The sequence below is a fragment of the Gemmatimonadales bacterium genome, assembly GCA_019637315.1.
Classification (GTDB): Bacteria; Gemmatimonadota; Gemmatimonadetes; order Gemmatimonadales; family GWC2-71-9; genus SHZU01.
Map to the genome: position 1 here is coordinate 1 of JAHBVU010000002.1, position 17099 is coordinate 17099.

18 protein-coding genes are annotated in these 17099 nt (G+C 67.7%); all 18 read left to right on the forward strand.

The window, feature by feature from the left end; translation table 11 throughout:
* Positions 1 to 448: hypothetical protein (locus tag KF785_01870; GenBank protein MBX3145491.1), on the forward strand; the 448-nt coding region annotated here is incomplete at its 5' end.
* Between the two features lie 9 nt (positions 449 to 457).
* On the forward strand, positions 458 to 1501 hold the full coding sequence (hrcA, locus tag KF785_01875) for a heat-inducible transcription repressor HrcA (GenBank protein MBX3145492.1): 1044 nt from the start codon (positions 458 to 460) through the stop codon (positions 1499 to 1501).
* Entirely contained in the window at positions 1498 to 2637 is a 1140-nt protein-coding gene (gene dnaJ, locus KF785_01880; GenBank protein MBX3145493.1) for a molecular chaperone DnaJ, read from the forward strand. Before hrcA ends, dnaJ begins: the two co-directional genes overlap by 4 nt.
* Complete coding sequence (locus KF785_01885; GenBank protein ID MBX3145494.1) at positions 2634 to 3455, forward strand: 50S ribosomal protein L11 methyltransferase; 822 nt, start codon at positions 2634 to 2636, stop codon at positions 3453 to 3455. The genes dnaJ and KF785_01885 overlap by 4 nt, the downstream gene beginning before the upstream one ends.
* Positions 3456 to 3458: 3 nt before the next feature.
* Complete coding sequence (locus KF785_01890) at positions 3459 to 4157, forward strand: 16S rRNA (uracil(1498)-N(3))-methyltransferase (GenBank protein ID MBX3145495.1); 699 nt, start codon at positions 3459 to 3461, stop codon at positions 4155 to 4157.
* Positions 4158 to 4164: 7 nt separating this feature from the next.
* Positions 4165 to 4512 (forward strand): histidine triad nucleotide-binding protein, encoded by a 348-nt coding sequence (locus tag KF785_01895; protein ID MBX3145496.1) that lies wholly within the window; start codon positions 4165 to 4167, stop codon positions 4510 to 4512.
* Between the two features lie 153 nt (positions 4513 to 4665).
* On the forward strand, positions 4666 to 7104 hold the full coding sequence (locus KF785_01900; protein MBX3145497.1) for a Smr/MutS family protein: 2439 nt from the start codon (positions 4666 to 4668) through the stop codon (positions 7102 to 7104).
* 3 nt (positions 7105 to 7107) lie between these two features.
* Entirely contained in the window at positions 7108 to 8904 is a 1797-nt protein-coding gene (gene dnaG / locus KF785_01905) for a DNA primase (protein MBX3145498.1), read from the forward strand.
* An 8-nt stretch (positions 8905 to 8912) separates the two neighbouring features.
* Positions 8913 to 9626 (forward strand): hypothetical protein, encoded by a 714-nt coding sequence (locus KF785_01910; protein ID MBX3145499.1) that lies wholly within the window; start codon positions 8913 to 8915, stop codon positions 9624 to 9626.
* The gene (gene recJ, locus KF785_01915; protein MBX3145500.1) at positions 9623 to 11362 is read left to right on the forward strand and encodes a single-stranded-DNA-specific exonuclease RecJ; all 1740 of its coding nucleotides are present in this window, start codon (positions 9623 to 9625) and stop codon (positions 11360 to 11362) included. The genes KF785_01910 and recJ overlap by 4 nt, the downstream gene beginning before the upstream one ends.
* Complete coding sequence (locus KF785_01920) at positions 11359 to 11877, forward strand: RsmD family RNA methyltransferase (protein MBX3145501.1); 519 nt, start codon at positions 11359 to 11361, stop codon at positions 11875 to 11877. Before recJ ends, KF785_01920 begins: the two co-directional genes overlap by 4 nt.
* Entirely contained in the window at positions 11874 to 12353 is a 480-nt protein-coding gene (gene coaD / locus KF785_01925; GenBank protein ID MBX3145502.1) for a pantetheine-phosphate adenylyltransferase, read from the forward strand. The genes KF785_01920 and coaD overlap by 4 nt, the downstream gene beginning before the upstream one ends.
* Complete coding sequence (locus KF785_01930; protein ID MBX3145503.1) at positions 12350 to 13249, forward strand: hypothetical protein; 900 nt, start codon at positions 12350 to 12352, stop codon at positions 13247 to 13249. Before coaD ends, KF785_01930 begins: the two co-directional genes overlap by 4 nt.
* A gap of 13 nt (positions 13250 to 13262) precedes the next feature.
* The gene (locus KF785_01935) at positions 13263 to 13598 is read left to right on the forward strand and encodes an STAS domain-containing protein (protein MBX3145504.1); all 336 of its coding nucleotides are present in this window, start codon (positions 13263 to 13265) and stop codon (positions 13596 to 13598) included.
* A 7-nt stretch (positions 13599 to 13605) separates the two neighbouring features.
* The gene (locus tag KF785_01940) at positions 13606 to 14067 is read left to right on the forward strand and encodes an ATP-binding protein (protein MBX3145505.1); all 462 of its coding nucleotides are present in this window, start codon (positions 13606 to 13608) and stop codon (positions 14065 to 14067) included.
* A gap of 113 nt (positions 14068 to 14180) precedes the next feature.
* Positions 14181 to 15635, forward strand: coding sequence for a SpoIIE family protein phosphatase (locus KF785_01945; protein ID MBX3145506.1), 1455 nt, complete (start codon positions 14181 to 14183; stop codon positions 15633 to 15635).
* Between the two features lie 14 nt (positions 15636 to 15649).
* Positions 15650 to 16459 (forward strand): ribosomal RNA small subunit methyltransferase A, encoded by an 810-nt coding sequence (rsmA, locus tag KF785_01950; protein MBX3145507.1) that lies wholly within the window; start codon positions 15650 to 15652, stop codon positions 16457 to 16459.
* Positions 16460 to 16475: 16 nt separating this feature from the next.
* Complete coding sequence (locus KF785_01955) at positions 16476 to 17096, forward strand: redox-sensing transcriptional repressor Rex (protein ID MBX3145508.1); 621 nt, start codon at positions 16476 to 16478, stop codon at positions 17094 to 17096.
* The last annotated feature ends 3 nt before the right edge of the window (positions 17097 to 17099 follow it).

Here is a 17099-nt window from a genome sequence, read left to right on the forward strand (position 1 = left end):
CGAGTATCTCGCGGCCAATGAGCGGCTGGTTCGGGCAGGGTACCGTCACTACGAGGTGTCGAACGCCGCTCGGCCCGGGTTCGAGTCGCGCCACAACCGGGCCTACTGGCGCCGGGCCCCTTACCTCGGCCTCGGCCCGTCGGCGCACAGCGCGGTCGGGGCGCACCGCTGGTGGAATATCCGGGACTGGGAAGCCTACCGTCAGGCCGCGGGTTCAGGGTGCCTGGTGGCCGGAAATGAGCACCTCACCCCGGAGCAGGTCGGCCTCGAGGACCTCTATCTCGGACTACGGACCGACGGGGGGATTCCGGCATCATCCCTGCCTCTTGGGGAGGTGGAGGCCTGGGAAACTGCCGGATGGGCCAGTCGAGTTGGCAGTTCCCTGGTCCTGACGCCCTTGGGCTGGCTTCGACTCGACGCCTTGGTAAGTCGGGTCGCTCGATCCTAAATTATGGTAATGCCGAGACTTGACGAGCTTTCCGAGCGCGAAGCCCGGATCCTGGACACGATCATCCAGCTCTATGTGGAGCATGCCGAACCGGCCGGTAGTCAGGCCGTGGCGGTCCGCTCCGAGCTGGGTGTCTCATCGGCGACGGTGCGGAACACGATGAGCGACCTCGAGGCTCGGGGTTACCTCTTCCACCCCCACACCTCGAGCGGGCGGGTTCCGACCGACCTGGCGTATCGGGTCTATGTCGACCGCTTGATGCGTCACGCGCCCCCGAGTGAGGAAGCCGTCGAGCGGCTCAAGACCGAGGTCGGCGCGGTCAGTGTCGGGGGCGGCCCGATCGAAGAGATCCTCCGCCGGGCGGCGCAGGTGCTGGGGGTGCTGACCCAGGAATTGGGCGTCGCGGTGGCGCCGGCGCTCGATCGGGCCATTCTCGAGCGGCTGGAACTCGTCCGCGTCAGCTCGGAGCGTCTCCTGGTGGTGCTGACCCTGGAGAGCGGATTCGTCCGCACCATTTTCGTCGAAGTGCCCACAGCGGTTGCTGCGGAAGTCGTCGAACATGTCACCCGCATTCTCAACGAGCGGCTGGCCGGCCTCCCGCTCCGCGAAATCCGGGCGTCGGTGCAGGAACGGTTGCGCGACGCCGACGGCACCGGCCGGGCCGCCGGCCTGCTCAATGTGTTCGTGGCCCAGCGGGAAGGTGTCTTCGATGCCGAGGTGAACGACGGGGTGCTGCTCGGCAGTGCGCAGCTGCTTGCTGAGCAGCCGGAGTTTGCTTCCAACGAGCGGATGCGCGCGCTGCTGGAGCTGACCGAGCGGCGCGACCTGCTCCGCGATGCGTTCGAGGCGCACCGCAGGCGGGGCGTTCGGATTACCATCGGGGCCGAGAACGATGACCCGAGGTTGGCGGGGCTGACGGTGGTCACGGCGACCTACCGACGAGGCGACCTGACTGGCGTGGTTGGTGTACTGGGCCCGACCCGGATGCCCTATGACAAGATCATCGGCCTGGTGGATCACACCAGTCGATTAGTGGAAGGATTGTTGACGTGAGCGAGTTCTACGACCTGCTGGGCGTTTCCCGAGAGGCCTCGGACGACGAGATCAAGAAGGCCTATCGCAAGGCGGCCATGCAGTACCACCCGGATCGGAACCGCGAGGCCGATGCCGAGGCGAAGTTCAAGGAAATCGCCGAGGCGTATGAGGTCCTTCGGGATCCGCAGAAGCGGGCGGCGTACGATCGCTACGGCAAGGCCGGCGTCAACGGTCGGGCCGGCATGGGCAACGCCGGGTACGCCCACATCGATCTCAATGAAGCGCTCAACATCTTCATGCGGGACCTGGGCGGCTTTGGCGGTTTCGAGGGGATGTTCGGGGGCGGCCGGGCCGATCCGTCCGAGGCCAAGCGCGGTCAGGACATGCGGGTTACCGTCCGGCTCTCGCTGGTCGAGGTGGCGACCGGCGCCAAGCGCACCGTCAAGCTCAAGACCTACGTCGGCTGCACCAATTGCGCAGGAAGCGGCGGCGCCAAGGGCACTCGACCCTCGCGCTGCGGCACCTGCGGCGGGTCGGGTGAAGTCCGTCGCGCCGCCCGCAGCATGTTCGGCCAGTTCATCCAGGTGGCGCCGTGTTCGACCTGCAACGGCGAAGGCACCGTGATCACCGACCCGTGTGAGGTCTGTCGGGGTGAGGGCCGGGTGCGCGGCGAGCGGACCGTGTCGGTCGACGTGCCGGCCGGGGTTTCGAGCAACAACTACATCACCTTGCGGGGCCAGGGCGCTGTCGGTCCCAGGGGCGGGCCGGCCGGCGACCTGCTGGTCCTGATCGAAGTGAAGGACGACGACCGCTTTGAGCGCCAGGGCGACGATCTCTTCTACGATCTGCCACTGTCGTTCTCGCAGGCGGCGCTGGGTGCCACCGTCGTGGTACCGACCCCATACGGCGAGGAGACCGTTACGGTCCCCTCCGGAATTCAGGCTGGAACGGTGCTCCGCCTGAAAGGAAAGGGTTTGCCCCGGCTGGGGCAGGGCAGCACCGGCGACCTCAACGTTCGGGTCTCGATTTGGACCCCTGACAGTCTGAGCGACGAACAACGGCGGCTCTTCGAAGAGCTGGCCGCCATCGAGGGCGATCCGCCCCGCGCCTCCACCGGTTTCTGGTCCAAGCTCAAGGAAGCGCTCGGCGCATGAGTTGGTGGTTGATCGAAGTCGGCGCGCCGGGCGGCGATGCGGAGCCGGTCGCGCGGGCGCTGGTCGAGGTCAGCGGGCAGGCTGTCGAGGAGCGGGATGGCCGCGTGCTGGGTTACGCAGCGGACCGCGATGCGGCCTTGGCGGTCGAACGTTCGATTCGCGATCGCTTCGGAGCCGGCATCGAGGTCAGACTGAGTCCGGTCGGTGATGCGGACTGGACCACCGCCTGGCGGGAAGGGCTCGCGGTTCGGACCGTTGGCCGGCTCAGGCTCGGCCCGTCCTGGCTGCTCGAACCGGCGCCGGACGCCATCGTGATCGATCCGGAGATGGCGTTTGGGAGCGGCGAGCATGGCTCGACCCGAGGTGCCTTGACGCTCCTGGAACGTCATCTGATGCCCGGCGGCGCCGTGCTCGACCTGGGCAGCGGCAGCGGCATCCTCGCCATTGCCGCCCGAAAGCTCGGTGCGGACAAAGCGCTGGGCATCGAGGTCGACGACGAAGCGACCCCGATTGCCGAGGTCAACGCGGAGCGCAACGGGGTCAGCCAATCCGTCCGCTTCGTCACCGGCGACGCGGCTGCGCTTGCTCCGCTGGCAGGCCCGGCGACGGTCGTCGTCTCCAACATTCTTCGCAATGTCAACGAGACGCTGCTGGCGCCGATTGCGGCGGCCCTGACACCGGACGGCCTTGCCATCTTTGCCGGGATGGAAACACCCGAAGCGGAGCTGTTCCGCCCGGTCTTGATCGGGGCGGGGTGGACCATCTTCGACGAAGTGATCGACGAAGGCTGGTGGTCGGTTGCTGCGCGCCGGGCCTGAGCGGTGCACCGCCTGCTCCTGCCCGGATCCTTCTCCCCCGACACTCGGCTCGAGTTGCCAGCCGAGGAACGCCACCATCTCGAGGTCCGACGTGCCAGGCCCGGCGACGCCGTCGAACTGCTCGATGGCCGCGGGGCGGTAGGTCAGGGCGTGCTCGTCGCGGCCGGTCGCAGTTGGGCGGTGGACGTTGCCACCGTCGCGCACCGGGCTCCCCAGCCCCCCCTGTCGCTCCTGGTGGGCGCCGGAGATCGGGATCGCTTCGGCTGGCTGGTCGAGAAGGCGGTCGAACTCGGGGTCACCCGCCTTACGCCGCTCGAGACGGTTCGGAGTCGGAACGTCGCCACCCGGATCCGCGCCGAGCACCATGACAAACTGGGGCGCCGGGCCGTTGAGGCGCTGAAACAGAGCGGTGGAGCCTGGGCGCTGGAGGTGGCAGGCCCGGTCCCGGTCGCCGCTGCGGTGGCCCAGGTAACGGAGCCGGTTCGCTGGCTCGCCGATCCCGCCGGTCAACCACCTGAACCGGTCGGCCCGGACACGCCGCTTGCGATTGCGGTGGGGCCGGAAGGGGGCTTCGTCGACGATGAGCGGAGTACCCTGCTTCAGCATGGCTTCATTCCGGTGCGCCTCGGGCCCCGGATTCTTCGATTCGAAACGGCGGCATTAGCCGCGGCCGCTATCGCAGCATGGCAGCGAAAGGAGTGAGTCAGGGATGACAGATTGCATCTTCTGCCGTATCGCCTCAGGCGAGATTCCGGCCACCGTGGTTGCCAGGAACGACCACGCGGTAGCATTTCGCGACCTCAACCCGCAGGCCCCGGTCCACATTCTGGTCATTCCGACGCAGCATATCGCGAGTACGGCGGAGGTTGACTCGGACAGCGCAGAGCTGGCTCTGGGTCGGACCATCCGGCTGGCGGTTCAGGTCGCCAAAGCGGAGGGACTCGACGATGGTGGCTACCGCCTGGTCATCAACACCGGGCGTGATGGCGGGCAGTCGGTCTGGCACGTTCACGTCCACCTCCTGGCCGGGCGGAGGTTGGGCTGGCCTCCGGGTTGAGGCTGCTTGTCCCCTTTCCGCCGGTCCGATAAATTGGCTGGTGACAATGAGTTCCCCGTGGCCGCCTGGATGCAGGCGCTGCCGCGGTCCGTTACGGTGCCGTCAACCCGAGAAGCCTGGTGTCAATCGAAGAACTCCCGGATACAATGCGCGATGGTGATGGGCTCCGGGCAGACTAAAAGCGGGGTGCAGGCGCGAAGCGCTGGCACCCCGCTTCCTTTTCGAGGGGACGCCAGTGACGCTTCGCTTGCTGCGCTTGAATTTCCGGCAGTTCTCGAAGCGGTAGCCGGCTGGGCCAAGGGTCCGCTCGGTGCGGACAGCGTGCGGGGCCGTCGTCCGACCACCGACCCCGTGCTGATTGCCGACGCCCTCCGGCCACTCGATGAATTGCTGACCCTCTGGCGGCGCGGTGAACGGGTCGATGTGCCGCCAGTGCCGGTCATCGCCGACGTGCTGACGCGGCTCGGGGTGGCTGGCAGCGTCCTCAACGGCCCCGAGTTGCTCCGGGTTCGGCTAACCGTCTCGGCCGCCCGAATCGCGGTTGCCGAGTTGACCCGGGTGGCCGCGGATGCGCCCTCGGCCGCGATCCGGGTGGTGCCCCTGCCTGACCGGGCGCTCGATCGGCGCCTGCTCGAGTCGATCGGCGACGAGGGCGAGGTGCTCGACACGGCAAGCCCGGCGCTCTTCCGCGCCCGCCGCGAGATTCACTCCGCCCGCGAGCGACTGGTCAAGAAGCTCGAGTCGATTCTGCGAAGCGCCGAGGCCCAGGCGGTTCCTCAAGGTGCGCAGGTCACGATCCGGGAGGACCGCTACGTCATTCCGGTTCGCCGGGATGCGAGGCAGCGCCCGGAGGGTATCATCCACGGCGAGTCCGGCAGCGCCGGCACCCTCTTCATCGAACCGACAGCGGCTATCGAATCCGGCAACGCTCTGCGCAGTGCCATTGCCCGGGCCGAGCAGGAGGAGCTGGCCGTTCTGCGCGAGCTGACCGAGTTGGTGCGTCCGGAGCGCCACCTCGTCGGGGCTGCCCACGCCATGTGTGTCGAAGGCGACGACCTGCTGGCTCGGGTCCGTTACAGCCATGCCGTCGAGGCCTCGGTTCCGACGGTCGGGTCCGATGCGATCGATCTCCGGCAGGCGCGTCATCCCTTGCTGCTGGCCCGCGGTCTCGAGGTGGTTCCGTTCGACCTCCTGCTCGAGCCGAATGAGCGCACCCTGCTGATCAGCGGACCGAATGCCGGGGGCAAGACCGTCCTCCTCAAGACGACCGGCCTGGCCATGGTGCTGGCCCAGTCGGGCATTGCGCCGCCGGTCGGGCCGGGCACCCGATTGCCCGTCATCGATGGCATCTTCGTCGACATCGGCGACCACCAGTCGATTGCTGCGGATCTGTCCACCTTCAGTGCGCACGTGGTTGCGCTCCGCGACATTCTGGCGACCGCCGGTTCCGACACCCTGGTGCTGATGGATGAAATCGGCAGCGGCACCGATCCCGCCGAGGGCGGTGCCTTGGCAGCAGCGACGCTGCGCGCGCTGACCGGGCGCGGTGTGCGCACCGTCGTGACGACGCATCTGGGCGCGCTCAAATCGCTCGCGAGCGAAGTGCCGGGCATCGTCAACGGTTCGCTCGAGTTCGATGCGGAACGACTGCAGCCCACCTTCCGGTTTCGCAAGGGTATCCCGGGTCGGAGTTACGGCCTGGCCATTGCGCGGCGACTGGCAATCGATTCCGAGGTGCTGGCCATGGCCGACGCTCTCGTGCCAAGGCAGGAGCGGCTGCTCGATGAGCTGCTGGCTCAGGTCGAGCAGCGCGCCCGCGACCTGGAACAGCGGGAAGCCGCGCTGGAGGATCGGGAACTCGAAGTCGGCAACCGTGAAGCGGTGGCAGCTCTGACGGCCGAGGCGCAGGGCATTCGCGAGCGGGAACTCAAACGACGGGAAAAGGACGCCGATCGCCAGGCGCGCGAAACGGCGCGGCGCCACCTGCTCGAGGCCCGAGCCACGGTCGAAGAGGCGCTGCGGCTGGCCCGGGGCGCCGCCGACAGCGCGGAGGCCAAGGAGGCGCGCCGACTGATCGAGGAAGCGGCTGGTCGCGAACGGGCCGCGCTCGACGCCAGCCGCGCAAAAGCGGATCATGCCGAGGCTGAGCCTGACGGTCTGGCGGTCGGCGCCCGGGTCCGGCTGCCCTCGGGCAGTACCGGTGTCGTGCACGAGCTCCGCGGCGATGGCAAGGCCGTGGTGACGGTCGGCGCGGTCAAGCTCGTTGCGCCGGCTGGTGAGCTGACGCCCTTGGCTGAGGCGCAAGCTGCGCGTCGCAAGACGGCAGTGTACGAAGCACCGTCGGCACCCTTTGAAGTCGATCTGCGCGGCATGAGGGGCGACGAGGCCGCGGTCGTAGCCACGGCGGCGCTCGATGCGGCCGTCCTGGCAGAGAATCCCTACCTGCGCATCATCCACGGTATGGGCACGGGCGTGGTGCGCGACCGGGTTCGTCAGATTCTCAAGAGCGATCGCCGAGTGGCGCGCTTTGCCTTCGCGCCGCCGAATCAGGGCGGCACCGGCGTGACCATTGCCGAGTTCGCAGCGGGCTGAACCATGATAGCCGACGAGTTGATCGAGCAGGTGCGCGACTCGGCCGATCTGGTCGAGATCGTCGGCGAAGCGGTCAGTCTCAAGCGAACCGGCGCCGACTGGCGCGGGCCCTGTCCCTTTCATGGTGGCACGCATCGCAACTTTGCCGTGGTGCCCAAGAAGGGGCTCTACTACTGCTATGTCTGTCACGCCGCGGGTGACGTCTTCACCTTTCTGATGAAGCGGTTCGGAATGGACTATCCGACTGCGGTGCGTGAGGCGGCCCGCCGCGTCGGCATCGTGATTCCCGACCAGGGCGCCCGGGAAGGGCCCGATCCGCGCGAACCGCTCTACGGTGCCATGGCGGTGGCGCAGGAGTGGTTTGCCACGCGGCTGCGTGAGGGTGCTGATGCGGAGCAGGCCCGGACGTATCTCGAGTCGCGTGAGTTGCCCCTGACGGTCGCAGCCGAGTGGGGGCTCGGCTTTGCGCCGCGAGACCGCGCCTTCGTCGATGCCATGCGCCAGCTCGGTCTCGACGAGCGCGTCATGCTCGAGGTCGGCCTGCTGGTCCGGCGCGACGACGGCACCACCGTGCCCCGATTTCGCGGGCGGCTCCTGTTTCCGATTCGCGACCAGCGCGGCCGCGTCGTGGCATTCGGCGGGCGGATTCTGGGGGCTGGCGAGCCCAAGTATCTCAACAGCCCGGAATCGCCGATCTTTCACAAGGGTACCGGACTCTACAACCTCCACCAGGCCAAGCATGCCATTCGCAAGGATGGGCATGCCATCGTCGTCGAGGGCTACTTCGACGTGATCCGGCTGGTCGAAGCTGGGATCGAGTCGGTGGTTGCTCCGCTCGGCACCGCGCTCACTGCGGACCAGGCGACCCTGCTGCGCCGCTTCGCGCCGACCGTGATCCTCCTGTACGACTCCGATGCCGCCGGCTTGCGAGCCACCTTCCGGGCCGGCGACGAATGCCTCCGGAACGGACTTCGGGTTCGGGTCGCAACCATGCCCGAGGGCGAGGATCCCGATACGCTGGTTCGCAACGGGGGTGCCGCCGCGCTGGGCAAGATCCTCGACGATGCGGTCGATGTGCTGGAACGCAAGATCCAGCTGCTCGAGCGGCGCGGTTGGTTCGAGGGTGTCGAGCGGCGCCGGGACGCCCTGGATCGCTTGCTGCCGACCATCCGTGCCGCCAGCGATCCGATTGCCCGTGACCTCTACATCGGGCGGGTAGCGGAGCGGGTGGGGCTGACTCGGGCGGTGCTGGAGCAGGAGCTGACGGCCGCGCCGAGATCCTCGGCGCCGCGGCAGCCCGTTCGTCCGGCACCGCCCTCGGTCGATCGGCGGCCCGCTCGTTCAGAGGGCCGCCCAACGGGCGCGCGGTCGGAAGGGGTGCTCCTGCAGTTGATGATTCATGATGCCAGTTGGCGCGCACGCGCCACACGCGAGTTGACGCCGGACCGATTCAAGGTAGAAACGTACAGGCAGATTTTTGAACGGCTGACAGCGTTGGGGGAAACGTCTCCCGCCAGCGATGCGCTTGCCGAACTCTCGCCACGTGCGGCCGCAGCGTGGCAAAAGTTAGCCGAGGCAGCGATCGGCCTCGAGGGGCAGGAACTCGACACCGTCTATGCTGCAGAATTGACGCGTCTTGATGATCGTGACGGCTATTTTGCGCTCCCGCCAACTACCGACATCACCGCGAGAACCGTTTCCAAGCAACAACTCTCCCCGACAGCGAAAGCCAGATTCCCCTGGGAGAAACAGAAGGCCAACTCCCCATCGCGTCCACCGGACGCTCGACGTGAAGGATGACGTAACTCATGCATGCTGAATTGACGAAACTGCTCGATCTCCAAACTCGCGATCTCAATCTCTTCGAGGTCGAGGCTCGACTCCGTTCGATCCTGGCTGAGATTGCCAAGCTCGACGCCGAACTCGAGGCCGGCCAGCGCGAAATCCAGGTGGCCGAGAAACGCCTGGCAGACGGCCTCGCGCGACGGGGCGATCTGGAGGGGCGGATCGAAGGCTATCGCGCCGTCGAGGCTCGCCGAAAAGAGCGGCTCGAGCTGGCCCGCGGCGCTCGCGAGGCGCAGGCCGTGATGACGGAAGTCGAGATCGCGCGGGCGGTGCTGGCACGCGAAGAACAGGAGTGGGTCAAGGTGGCAGAAGGCGTGACCGACCTCGAACGCGGCGCCAAGACCAGCCGCGAGCGCCTGACCGAGGCCGAGGGCAAGCAGGCGGAAGAGCGAGCCCGCCTTGCTGCGGAGCAGGCGGCTCTCGAAGCCGAACGCGACGCTGCGCGGAGCGAGCGCAACGGCGTGGCGGCGGGAATCGACCGCAGCCTCCGGGCCCGGTATGACCGCCTTCGCTCGGCTCGCTCGGTTGCGGTGGTGGTCGCGCTCCGCGGTGAGGCGTGTGGCGCCTGCTACACCTCGGTGCCCCGCAACCGTCGGACCCAGATTCGGGCCGGCATCCTGCTCGACAACTGCGAAGCGTGTGGCGTCATCCTCTACGCCGAGGACGCCTCCTCGTGACCCAACCCGTGCTGCGTTGGCGGGTGGCGCCGCCTCCCGATCCCGACACAGCCCGGCAGTTGGCAGACTCGCTCGAGATTCCGCCTCCGCTGGCCCGTCTGCTGGTGCAGCGCGGCTACGGCGAGGTGGTTGCGGCCAAGGGTTTCCTGCGGCCCGAGCTCGAGTCGCTTTCGGACCCGTACGCGCTCGCCGGGATGGCGGATGCCGTCGAGGTCGTCGTGCGCGCCATCCGCAGTGGGCATCGGATCCTGGTCCACGGTGACTACGACGTCGACGGCCAGTGCGCCTCCGCCTTGCTGACCCGCGCGCTCCGTGCGGCCGGAGCCACGGTCGACGCCTTCGTGCCACATCGGATGCGGGACGGATACGACTTTGGTCCGGCCGGTCTGGCCCGCGCGCGCGAACTCGGCGCCCGTCTGATCGTGACCTGCGATTGCGGGATTACCGCGGTCGAGACGGTCCGGCAGGCCAGGGAAGCGGGGCTCGATGTGGTCGTGACCGACCATCACTTGCTCGGTCCGACGGCGCCGCCCGCCAATGCCATCCTCGATCCGCAGCGTCCCGATGACGTGTCGGGGCTGGGCACGTTGTGCGGCACCGGCGTCGCCTTCAAGCTGGTGCAGGCCCTGGTTGAACCGTTGGGCCTGCCTGCCTCATTTCCGCTGCACTTCCTCGACTTCGTCGCAGTGGCCACCGTGGCCGACGTGGTGCCACTGATCGGTGAGAACCGGGTTCTGGTTCGTCATGGTCTCAAGGTGCTCAACCGAACCCGCTGGCCTGGTTTCCGGGCGCTGATCAGGAGCGCAGGCCTGGACAACGCCGAGGTGCGTGCATCGCAGGTGGGTTTCGTGCTGGGTCCTCGTCTCAACGCGGCGGGGCGGATCGGCGATGCCAACGACGGGTTGCGGCTGCTGCTCACCGACGATGAGGCCGAAGCCGGCGCTCTGGCGGCCCAGCTCGAGAAGCTCAACACCGAACGACAAGAGCTCGATCAGCGGATTCTCGCGCAGGCCATCGAGCGGGTTGAGCGCACCGTCGACCTCGACCGAACCGCCGGGCTGGTGCTGGCATCGGACGGATGGCACCCGGGCGTGGTCGGGATCGTGGCGTCGCGAGTGGTCGAGCGCTTCGGACGTCCCGCCTTCCTGATCGGCTTGGCCGGCGATGTCGGCAAGGGCTCGGGCCGAAGCATTTCGCGATTCGATCTCCACGGCGCCTTGCTACAGTGTGGCGACCTGCTCGAGCGCTTCGGCGGACATCGCATGGCGGCTGGGCTGACCGTCCGCCGTGACCGCATCGATGAGTTTGCCGACCGCTTCGCAGCCGTCTGCGGCGAACGACTCTCGCCGAGCGACCTCGGCCCCGAACAGCGGGTCGACCTGGAGATCGGACTCGACGAAGCAACCGCCGACCTCGAACGGCTCTGTCGCCATCTCGAACCCTGCGGGATGGGGAACCCGGGGCCGGTCTTTCTGACTCGTGATGCCCGGCTCGTCAGCTGGAGCTACATTGGTGCCAAGAACGAACACCTCCGTGGTGTGCTCGAGACCGAGCGCGGCCGCCTCGATGCCATCGGCTTTCAGTTCGCCGACCGGACCGGCTGGCTGGGCAGCGACCCCGTCGACGTGGCCTTCCGACTCGAGCGGAACGTCTTCCGCGGGCAGACGCAGCTGCAGGCCAAACTGGTGGGCATCACGCCCGCAACCGGGCAAGGCCCTGATCCCGATCCGGCGTGACCCGGATCATCAGCGGTGAGTTCGGTGGCCGACGGCTGGTGGTGCCCGCCGATCGCCGGGTGCGACCGACCGCCGACCGGGTCCGCGAAGCCTGGTTCAGCATTTTGGGCCCGCGAGTCGTAGATGCAGTGGTAGTCGACTTGTTCGCCGGCAGCGGCGCGTTAGGCTTAGAGGCTGTCTCGCGCGGTGCGCGGCATGCCACCCTGGTGGATCTGAACCGTCCGTCGCTCGATGCCATTCGCGCCAACGTCGATGCACTTGGCGTCGGAGGTCGGGTCCGTATCGTCCGCGGTGACGTCTTTCGATTCCTGGCAGGAACGACCGGCCGCGCGTTCACGCTGGCGCTGGCCGATCCGCCCTACGGCCTTGGTCTGGCCGAACGAGTCGCGGCGCTGTTCCAGCGCGCGCCGTTTGCGGACCTGCTGGCGGTCGAGCACCGGGCCGATGAAGCTCTCCCCGAGGGCAGTACCCGGGGCTACGGAGACACCGCGGTGACTTTCTACGAGGCGCCATGAGCCGAATCGGCCTGTACGCAGGATCCTTCGACCCTCCGACACTCGGTCACGAGGACGTGATTCGGCGGGCGGCATTGCTGCTCGACCAGCTTGTGGTGGCCATTGCCGTCAATCCCAACAAACAGCCCCTGCTCCCGGTCGAGCAGCGGCTCGACCTGTTTCGTCGGATCGTCGCGCTCCCCAACGTCACCTTCGAGGCCTTCGAAGGGCTGCTGGCCGATCGGGCGCGGGTCCTGGGCGCGACCGTGCTCGTCCGCGGCCTCCGCAACGCCAACGACCTCGATCACGAAGCGCCGATGGCGGTGATGAACCGCCATCTGATGCCAGGACTCGAAACGATCTTCCTGACGCCCTCGCCAGAGGTGAGCTTCGTGAGTGGTACGCTGGTGCGTGAGGTGGCGCGCTTCGGTGGTGACGTCACGCCGATGGTGCATCCCGTGGTGGCCGAGGCACTTGCTGCGCGGATGCGCCGATGACACCGCTCGCCAGCATCACCGCCCGGGCCGCCGAGCGGCGCGGACGCCTCGTCATGATCGATCAGGAAGATGGCTCGATCGAGCGGGCGGCCGACCTGCTGCGGCAGCAGGGCATCGACGGGATCACCCTGGTCGGGCGGGCGGGCGTCGACCCCGCCTCCGATCCGCGGCTGGGAGAAGTTGCCGCCGTGCTGCGCGATTGCTGGCCCGAACGGGTTCGCGACGGGATCCACGCACTCGATCTGGCCGCCCACCCGCTGCTCTTTGCCGCCGGGCTGACCGCGCTCGGTCACGCCGATGTTTGCCTGGCTGGCACCGCCGTCCCGATGGACGCGGTCGAAGAGGCTACCCGCTGGATCCTGGGCCCCGATCGGAGCCGGGTCCGGGGCCATCTTGCGTACCTGCTCACATTGGACGATCGTCTCACGACGCTGGCCATCCCCGACTCGGCCGGCCCGCTGAATGCCAGGGCCATGGCAGAACTGGTGATGACGGCCGCCGGGCACCGAACCCGGGTCCTCGGCGACCAGCCCCGGGTCGGGTTCCTGGTGCCGCCGCCCAGCCAGGATGCCAGCCACGCGGACGCCGAGGTCGCCTTGAACGAGCTTCGGACGCTGGCGCCCGGAATTGCGGCCTCGGTGGAGTGGGGTTGGACCACCCCGTCGGAGGGGACGGAATCGGGCCGATTCCGCTCAGGGCCAAACGTTCTCATATTTCCGGATCCCGTTTCCGGTCATGTGGCCCAATTGGTGCTTCGGGATACGGTCGGGCGCAAAGCATGGGGACCATTGTTTCCGGGAGGACGCTGGACTCTGGCAGGCGTACCCGAAGGTGCGACACCCTCGGACATCGTCGCGGTCGCGGCTCTCGCGCTCGCCGGCGTGTCGGGGGCCTAACGGGAGAGGATTCATGGGCTTTACCAAGACGGCCAATGGCCGCGGGGTCACCGTGGTTCGGATCGAAGGCCAGCTCATCGTCGGCAATCGGCAAGAGCTCAAGGCATTGATCCAGGAGTCGCTCGAGGCCGGTGACCGGAAGTTCCTGATCGACTGCAGCCAGACGGCGTACATCGATTCGTCCGGGCTCGGTGCCCTGGTAACGATTTCCAAGAAGGTCCGCGAAAACGGGGGCGACCTCCGACTGGCGGGGCTCAACGACGACCTGCGGTCACTCTTCGAGCTCACCAAGCTCGATGCGCTCTTCACCATTGTGCCGACCGTCGACGACGGTCTGGCAGGGTTCTGACGTTACCGTGACCTTTCGCCTGACCATCCACCGGACCGAGCCCGCGCCAAGCGAGGTGGGGCCGGTGGCCGTCGATCTCGCCATGCCGAGCGACGTGGACAAGGTCGGGACGGTGGTCGAGTTGATGGCGGGTCAGTGTTTTGCCGGACAGGCGCCCTGCGCCCGTACTGCCTTTCGCCTCAAGGTCACCCTGGCGGAAGCCCTGAGCAACGCAATCCTGCGTGGTAACGGAGCGGATCCGGACAAACAGGTCTTCGTCCATGCCGAGCTGACCTCCGATGCCATCCACCTGTCGGTCCAGGATCAGGGCCCGGGCCTCGATCCGGCCCGCTGGGACGCAGGGCCCGTCCTGCCGGACGAGCTCGAATCCGAAGGTGGCCGCGGGCTCTTCATCATCAAACATCTCGCCGACCAGGTCGGCTTCAGCGACCAGGGGAACACGATCTGGATGACGCTGCCGCGCAGCTGAGGCGCCTCAGACCGGCCCTCGACGCGCTCGACGGAACCCTGCTTGCTCCGGAGCGCATCTGGCGTTTCGGCGCGGCGGACACGCGGGTCCTGATCGGGCGGGTACCCGACTGGGTGCCCGCGGCTCCCGGCCTCGCCGGCCTCGTCGAAACGCCCGAGGGGCCGCGCTGGTTTGCCCCAATTTCCGAAGAGCCCGGCCTCTGGATCGAGGGCGACCCCGCGCCGACCGAAGAACTGCGGCACACCTCGTCGGCGGCGATGATCGATCACCTCCTGCGGGTGGAGCGTGAGGTCGGTCGGCTGTCGCAGGAACTCGCCAGTCGCTACGAAGAAATCGACCTCCTCTACACCATCAGCGAAATTCTGGGCCAGACGGTTCGCCTCGAGCAGGCCTCGCGCACCATCATTCGCGCCGTCAGCAGCGTGGTCGGCGCCCGCCGCGCGTCGATCATGGTGCACGACGACGAGCAGGGCATTCTGCGCACGGTCGCGTCCCAGGGCATTCCGCCAGGCCGCTCCGGGGAAGTCTCGGTCGACGATCCGATCTCGATTGCCGCCCGGGTGTTCCGGACGCAACGGCCCCTGATCGGCGACCCCACCGAAGGAGTCATCTCGTCGGCCGGGACCGAGGAGCGCGGCTACCAGGGCGTGGCCTTCATGAGCGTCCCGATTACCTACGCCGCTCCAGGAGGGCCGGTGCGCTGCATCGGGGTGGTCAACCTGACCGACCGGGTCGGCGGCGATCGCTTCGGCCTGACTGATCGCAAGCTGGTGGCGGCGGTGGCCAATCAGATCGGCGCCGCGCTGGAGAATGCCCGCCTGGCGGAGCGCGAGCGCGAGCAGGAGCGACTCGAACGCGAGCTCGAACTCGCCTCGACGCTGCAACAGGGCTTGCTGCCGCTCCCCGACGTGCTGTCGGGCGACGCCGAAGTCGGGGTTCAATGCGTTCCGCTCGAGTCGGTCGGTGGCGATTTCTACGGCTTCAATCGTCTCGGCGGTGGGGCCGTCGGCGTGATGGTGGGCGATGTCAGTTCCCACGGGTTTTCCGCCGCGCTCTTGATGGCGTCCGCACTCGGTACGGCCGGCCTCCATGCCGCCGCCGCAGCCGGCGCACCCGACGTGGTGCTCTCGGCGCTCAGGGCGACACTTGCCGGGCAGCTGGCGTCGACCGAGAGCTTTATCACCATGGTCTATGCCCGGATCGACCCGGCCGCCGGAAGGCTCGTCTTTGCCAATGCGGGCCACCCGCATGTCTTCCGGATTGCCGGGTCGGGCGAGTCCTGGCGCCTCGAAGCAACCGCGCCGCCGCTGGGTCTGGGTGAGGACGCCATCGGCTATCAGACCTCGCCCTGGGTCCCTGGCGAAGACCTCCTCTGCATCTTTACCGACGGCGTCAGCGACGCAACCAACGCCGCCGGCGAACGGTTCGGCGAGCGACGGGTGCTCGATGCCGTCATCGCTCAACGCGGGCAGCCCCCTTCGGTCATCGTCGACACCGTCATGGCGCTGGTCGAGAGTTTCGGGACCGAACCCGCGGACGATCGCACCTTGCTCGTGCTCAAGGTCTGATCGGTACCCTCGACGTGGCGAAAAAGTATCTCGGGCAGCATTTCCTTTCCGATCCGCGAATTCTCAGCCGGATTGCGGCGGCGCTCCCCGCCGAGCCGGGCGACGCCGTCCTCGAAATCGGGCCAGGGAAGGGTGCCCTGACCGCTGCCCTGATTGAACGCGGCCTCGAGGTCACGGCCATCGAGCGCGATCGCGACCTCATCCCGCTGCTCCGCTCTCGCTGGCCCGCCCTGACACTCGTCCAAGGCGACGCCCTGGAGGTCGACTGGGCCGCCCTGATGTCCGCCGCAACCCGCACCCGCTGGTTCGTGGCCGGCAATATCCCCTACAACATCACGTCGCCGCTGATCGATCAGGCCCTGACGGTTCGGCCGCTCCCCGCCGCCATCGTGTTCCTGGTCCAGAAAGAGGTGGCGCTCCGGCTCGCAGCCGGGCCGGGAACCTCTGACTACGGCGCGCTTTCGGTCGGTGCGCAGTCGACGGCACTGGTCGAACGTCTCTTCACCGTGCCCGCGGGCGCCTTTCACCCGCCGCCCAAAGTGGACAGCGCCGTGGTCCGGCTGACCCCGAGACCGGTCGCCGACCGTCCAGCCGATCAGGCCGGCTTCCGCCGGATGGTGGTCGGTCTCTTTGCGTCCCGCCGGAAGCAGCTGGGTCGGGCCGTTCGGACCCTGCTGGGTTGCGATGCGGCCAGCGCCGAACACCTCCTCGCCGAAACCGGCCTCGACTCGACCCGCCGGGCTGAGACCCTCAGCGTCGCTGAGTTCCGACAACTGCATCAGCGGATGATTGACGGGGGGCTGGGCGACCGACTAACATTGTGAAAACTTTCACATGTTCATGCGGACTGTCGCCGATAACACTGTACGTCGCCTCTCACTCTACCTTCGCTTCCTCGAGGAGTTTCAGCACCAGGGAGCGACAACGGTTAGTTCCGAGGCGCTTGCTTCCCGGGGTGGCACCACTTCCGCCCAGGTGCGCAAGGACTTGTCGTTCTTCGGGTCATTCGGCAAGCGCGGCCTGGGCTACTCCGTTCCGCAGCTGATCAAGCGGCTCCGCGAGATTCTTGGCCTGGGTCGCCACTACCGGGTCGTCGTGGTCGGGGCCGGTAAAGTCGGCAGCGCGCTGGTGCAGTACCGTGGTTTTCGCGACCGGGGTTTCGACATCGTTGCGATCTTCGATCATGACACTACGAAGGTCGGGCAGGCCTGGGACGGTCTGACCGTTCGAAATGTCAGCGAGCTCGAGCACGATTGCGGTACCCTGGACCCGGACATTGGCGTGATCGTGACGCCGGCCGAAGCGGCTCAGGGCATCGCCGACAGGATGGTGGCGTGTGGCGTCAAGGCCATCCTCAACTTTGCACCGGTCCAGCTCCAGGTCCCGGACGGTGTCACGGTCAAGGCGGTCAATCTCGTGCTCGAGCTGGAGGCGTTGAGCTACGCGCTGGCGAGTCGGTAGTAC